Origin of the sequence: Streptomyces sp. NPDC058662 (assembly GCF_042716255.1) — a bacterium.
GTDB lineage: Bacteria > Actinomycetota > Actinomycetes > Streptomycetales > Streptomycetaceae > Streptomyces.
Genome location: NZ_JBHXRU010000220.1, coordinates 1 through 1,183, shown reverse-complemented (window position 1 = coordinate 1,183; position 1,183 = coordinate 1). Strand labels below are relative to the sequence as shown.

Below are 1,183 nucleotides of genomic sequence, written 5' to 3'. Positions count from 1 at the left end.
GAGCGCGGCTCCGAGCGCGGCCCCGGCCGTGCCGGGCGCGGCCGGCGCACCGTCCGCCGCGGCTCCGAGCGGGGCGCCCGCCCCCGCCGCTTCGCCCGCCGTGCCGGAGCTCGCGCATACTGGCTCCTCCGCGACCACCGCCGCACTGGGGGCCGGGGCGGCCGGGCTCGTCGCCGCCGGCGCCGCGACCCTGTACGCCGTGCGGCGCCGCGCCGACGGCTGAGGACCCCCGTGCTCCACGTCATACCGACAGCCGGCCCCGCCGTACCCGCGCTCGACCGGGTACGGCGGGGCCTGTGGTCGTTCCTGCGCCGCGAGCGCGGCGCCCCGCCGGCACCGGCGCCGCCGCCCTCGCCCGGGGACCCGTACGCCTACGAGTTCACCGCCGGAAGGGGCCGCGGCCCCGGTCCGGGGGAGCCGCCCCCCACCGTCACCGCGCTCTACCACGCGCACCGGCTGCGCATGGTCCGGCTCGCGGTGCTGCTCGTGGACGACCTAGCCACCGCCGAGGACGTGGTCCAGGACGCCTTCACAGCGCTCTACCGGCGCCACGGGGAGCAGGTGTCCGAGGTGGACAACGCCCTCGGATACCTGCGCACCGCCGTGGTCAACACCTCGCGCTCGGTGCTGCGCCGCCGGCGCACCGCGCGTGCGTGGATCCCGCCGAGGGCGGCCGAGGCGCCGTCGGCGGAGGCGCACGTCGTGCTCGACGAGGCGCACCGCGAGGTCCTCGCCGCGCTCGGCCGGCTGAGCCCGCGCCGGCGGCAGGTCCTGGTGCTGCGGTACTGGGCCGACCTCAGCGAGGCGGAGATAGCGAGCACGCTCGGCATCAGCAGGGGGGCGGTCAAATCGAACGCGAGCCGCGCCCTGGACGCGCTGGAACGGATCCTGGAGGGACAGATATGACCCGTACGACGTCTTCGGACGGGGACCGCCCCGTCCCCGTCGAACTGCGGCTGCGGCTGGCCCTCGACGCGCGGGCGGCCGGGATCACCGTCCGGGAGCTGCGTCCCGCCGATCCGCCGGGACCGCACCTGCGGAGGTTCCCCGGGGTCCGCCTGCGGTTCCTGCGGATGCCCCTGGCCGGGCTGGCGGCGGCCGCCGCCGCCCTGGTCGGGTACCTCGTGCTCGCCCCGGACCCGGCGCCGCCCCCGCCCGACCCGCCGCGCGCCCCGCCGGCGCT

General features: G+C 78.8%; 3 protein-coding genes. All 3 read left to right on the top strand.

The genetic code is table 11. From position 1 onward, the window contains the following. A partial coding sequence (locus ACFWUQ_RS31490) for an LAETG motif-containing sortase-dependent surface protein (RefSeq protein ID WP_384544836.1) occupies positions 1–223 on the top strand: 223 nt, incomplete at its 5' end. 8 nt (positions 224–231) lie between these two features. Continuing rightward, positions 232–906 carry an RNA polymerase sigma factor gene (locus ACFWUQ_RS31485; protein WP_384544834.1) on the top strand — a complete coding sequence of 225 codons (675 nt, stop codon included), beginning with the start codon at positions 232–234 and terminating at the stop codon, positions 904–906. Further along, on the top strand, positions 903–1,183 hold a 281-nt coding region (locus tag ACFWUQ_RS31480; protein ID WP_384544832.1), incomplete at its 3' end, for a hypothetical protein. The genes ACFWUQ_RS31485 and ACFWUQ_RS31480, both read left to right, overlap by 4 nt.